Below are 3,641 nucleotides of genomic sequence, written 5' to 3' on the forward strand. Positions count from 1 at the left end.
ACCTGTAATTGAAACTCTTGCTCTAAACAAACAACTAATCGTTCTATAAGCTGTCTTTCTGATAGTCTTTTTCCATTTGAACAACAAATTAGACCTATTGTATCACCCGGTTTAAGCATTGTTTCTCAACACCTTTCTTACGGTAAACTCAATTGCATTACTCGTAGATAAAAGAACAGCAATCTGGTTAAAAGATTGCTGTTCTTATCTTATTTATTTTTTTCTGATTCAAAAGCTGCAATATAATGCTTCATATATTCAGGAAGATCAGGAGGACGACGACTTGAAATAATGTGTCCATCTGTAAGAGCTGGTACATTATGCCAGATCGCTCCAGCATTCGTCATATCATCTTTAATGCCTGGTGTGCTTGTTACGTTAACACCTTCTAAAATCCCGGCTGAAATTAGTACCCATCCTGCATGGCAAATTTGTCCGATTGGTTTCTTTACTTGGTCAAAATGACGCACAAAATCAAGAACTTCCGGATAACGTCTTAATTTATCGGGAGACCAGCCACCAGGAACCAAAATTCCATCGTATTCTTCTACATTTATTTCTTTAAAACTAAGGTCAGAAACCGCAGGAACACCGTATTTACCAGTATATTGTTTCTCTGCTTCTTCTCCGACTAGGTTTACAGTCGCACCCGATTCTCTTAATCGGTAAACAGGATACCATAACTCTAAATCTTCGAAATCATCACTAACCAGTGCAATGATTTTTTTATTTTCTATAGTCACAACCGACACCACCCTTCTAATAATAACTTTAGTGTACCAATTACTAGAAGAGTCTGTAAACTCTTCTAGCTTATTTTAATTAAACATGGTCTTCCATGTATTGATCTAATAGATTTAAAACGGCATCTGTACCGTAATCTTGAATGAAGTCGTTAAAAAGACCTAAAAAAATACTGCCTTTTTTAGCTGTTCCGTCACTTTCATCCTCAAAAAAAGTGATGAAATAGTCGCTATAGTCTGTATAGCCTTCTACAAACTTTTAAAAAAACGGTTTTCTTCCGTCTCACTCTCTAATTGATCTTCTAATAAGCTTAGTGCAGCACTTTGTTCAATGATTAATTGAATCAGTTCATCTTTTGGTAGCTCGCCTAATGTCTTCTCATCCATTGTCTTTCCTCCTTCTTTTTTAATCAGTTGCTAGTTCTATTCTTCGGTTGATGCGTCTCAGCAGAATAATGAATAACTGTTTTTCGTCATTGGGCCAAGAACTGAAAATCTGAGTCACTTGATGTTCTATTTCGAAGTGTACGCTATTAATAAGCTGTCTAGCTTCTTTTGATAACACTAGGTACATGAACCGCTTGTCTTTTCCACTATCTTTAATGACCCACCCTTTTTTTACCAAATCATTTACTTGTCTGCTTAATGTAGATTTATTTAAGGAAAAGGAAGAAGTTAATTCGGTTAAGGTCAATGGCTGATCAATAAGGTAACGCATAATAAAAAAAGCTGATCGATTAAGTTGATTTTTTTTCAATACCGATTGTTCAATGGAAGTATATCGAGTTTGAAAATTATCTATTTCCTTCATTAATTCATGGGTAGAAATAAGGGTATCCATAAAAAAACTCCTTCACCAAGCTATGGTTGCTATATGCAAGTATTATTGTTTCATATAGCAACTATAGCGAAGGAAGCTTGATTTTTCAAGGGAAACGCTCCTTTGTACTGCAATTGTTTTATTATTGCTTCTTGAAATTTAGTAAAAGCCCATTATCCAAGAAGCATTTCATCTGAGAGGGCGGATTTTTCTGTCGAAGCTTGGAATAAATCTAATACAGCAGCTACAGTTAACTTACTTTTTTCTTCTCCTTTGACATCCACCACTACTTTTCCTTGGTCCAACATAATCAAACGGTTGCCATAATTTAAAGCATCTTGCATATTGTGGGTGATCATTAATGCAGTTAACTGTTCTTCAAAGATTCGTTTATTTGTCAATTCTAAGACAATTTTGGCCGTTTTAGGATCAAGCGCAGCAGTATGCTCGTCTAATAACAATAATTTGGGCTTCTTCATAGTGGCCATCAACAATGCAATCGCTTGTCGCTGTCCGCCAGACAATAACCCCATTTCGCTGTCCAAACGGTTCTCCAGGCCCAAGCCCAATTTAGCTAGAATCTCTTTGAAGAATTCTCTTTCTTTTAGAGAACTGCCTTTGCGTAGCGTTCTTCTCTTCCCGCGGCGATAAGCGATGGATAAATTTTCGCTGACCGTCATACGCGGCGCAGTCCCCATTAAAGGATCTTGAAATACACGTCCGATCATCCCAGCACGTTGTTCTTCTTTTAATTTAGTAATTTCTTTGTCTTCGATTTTAATGGACCCTTGATCAATTAGAAAATTCCCTGAAATGCTGTTCAACAACGTGGATTTACCTGCACCATTTCCCCCAATAATTGTTATAAAATCACCTTGTTGGACTTCTAGGTCCAAGCCTTTTAATACTTGATTTTGATTGGCTGTTCCAGGATAAAAAGTTTTAGTAATATGTTGAATCGATAAGACTGAGGATGTTGTCAATTAAAGAACCTCCTTTTTATTAAAAAAGTTTAAATTCAGTTTATTTCTTAAACTTGGTAAAGCTAAACAGAATGCTAAAATAATGGCAGAGATCAATTTTAAATCATTTGGCTGAAGCCCTACCAGCAAGACAAACATAATAATGAAGCGATAAATAATAGCTCCTAGGATTACACAAATCAATCGATTGGCAAAAGATAAATTTCCAAAAATAACTTCTCCAATAATCACGGAAGCTAATCCGATAACGATGGTACCAATACCCATACTGATATCTGCATAACCATTGTCTTGCGCGATTAAGGCTCCTGCTGCAGCTACAATTCCATTCGACAACATTAAACCCAATATTTTTGTACGGTTAGTCGATATTCCTAATGAACGTGCCATTTTTTCGTTATCTCCTGTAGCAATTACTGCTTGACCTAATTCTGTTTTAAAGAAAAGAACTAACGCAGCGATAATTAAGACTGTTAGCAAGATGCCCATAAAAATAGTATCGAACTGAGGCGGCAAGTTGTATCGGCTTAGCAAGTCTGTTATTTTTTGTTTGCCTAATAAGCTTAAATTTGCCCGGTTCATAATACGCAAATTGATAGAATAAAGTCCCGTCATAGTCAAAATACCCGCTAATAGTCCTGGTATTTTAGCTTTGGTGATCAGAAAACCGGTAATGAATCCTGCTAGAGCCCCTATGGCGAAGGCCGTTAGTGCTGCCAACAGCGGATGAACACCTGAAAGAATCAAACGGGCACAAACAGCAGCTCCTAATGGAAAAGAGCCTTCAGCTGTCATATCGGGTAAATCTAGAATCCGATAAGTAATAAAAATGCCTAAAGCCATTATGCCCCATAACAAACCTTGTGCTGTTGCGGTTACAATTAAATCCATCGATATGACCTACTCTCTTAGATATAGTTAAATTAGTGATGTGCCATTTGGTCTAATAAAGCTTGCGGAATAGAAATCCCTAATTCCTTTGCTTTTTCTTCATTGAGTACAACTTCTCCTTGTTCAAGGTACTGCACAGGTGTAGTTGCCGGATCACTTTCGCCTTTAAGAACAGCTGCTGTCATTTGACCTGTTAATTTCCCT

Annotated in this window: 6 protein-coding genes and 1 pseudogene; all 7 read right to left on the minus strand. The window is 36.9% G+C overall.

Going from position 1 to position 3,641, the window contains the following annotated elements; genetic code table 11:
* Positions 1-119: pseudogene (locus tag RT405_RS13515) on the minus strand (LD-carboxypeptidase); the annotation flags it as partial.
* A 90-nt stretch (positions 120-209) separates the two neighbouring features.
* Positions 210-743 (minus strand): type 1 glutamine amidotransferase domain-containing protein, encoded by a 534-nt coding sequence (locus RT405_RS11305; RefSeq protein WP_313469746.1) that lies wholly within the window; start codon positions 741-743, stop codon positions 210-212.
* A 249-nt stretch (positions 744-992) separates the two neighbouring features.
* The gene (locus tag RT405_RS11310; RefSeq protein ID WP_313469747.1) at positions 993-1,130 is read right to left on the minus strand and encodes a hypothetical protein; all 138 of its coding nucleotides are present in this window, start codon (positions 1,128-1,130) and stop codon (positions 993-995) included.
* A gap of 19 nt (positions 1,131-1,149) precedes the next feature.
* Positions 1,150-1,584 (minus strand): MarR family transcriptional regulator, encoded by a 435-nt coding sequence (locus RT405_RS11315; protein ID WP_313469748.1) that lies wholly within the window; start codon positions 1,582-1,584, stop codon positions 1,150-1,152.
* 152 nt (positions 1,585-1,736) lie between these two features.
* Entirely contained in the window at positions 1,737-2,546 is an 810-nt protein-coding gene (locus RT405_RS11320) for an ABC transporter ATP-binding protein (protein WP_313469749.1), read from the minus strand.
* The gene (locus RT405_RS11325; RefSeq protein ID WP_313469751.1) at positions 2,547-3,437 is read right to left on the minus strand and encodes an ABC transporter permease subunit; all 891 of its coding nucleotides are present in this window, start codon (positions 3,435-3,437) and stop codon (positions 2,547-2,549) included.
* 32 nt (positions 3,438-3,469) lie between these two features.
* Positions 3,470-3,641: ABC transporter substrate binding protein (locus RT405_RS11330; protein ID WP_313469757.1), on the minus strand; the 172-nt coding region annotated here is incomplete at its 5' end.

Origin of the sequence: Carnobacterium sp. (genome assembly GCF_032094055.1) — a bacterium.
Lineage (GTDB): Bacteria > Bacillota > Bacilli > Lactobacillales > Carnobacteriaceae > Carnobacterium_A.

Bases quoted from the DNA above. Each gene is read 5' to 3' on its own strand.
- RT405_RS11310 (WP_313469747.1), bottom strand. From the start codon at position 1,130: ATGGATGAGAAGACATTAGGCGAGCTACCAAAAGATGAACTGATTCAA.
- RT405_RS11315 (WP_313469748.1), bottom strand. From the start codon at position 1,584: ATGGATACCCTTATTTCTACCCATGAATTAATGAAGGAAATAGATAAT.
- RT405_RS11325 (WP_313469751.1), bottom strand. From the start codon at position 3,437: ATGGATTTAATTGTAACCGCAACAGCACAAGGTTTGTTATGGGGCATA.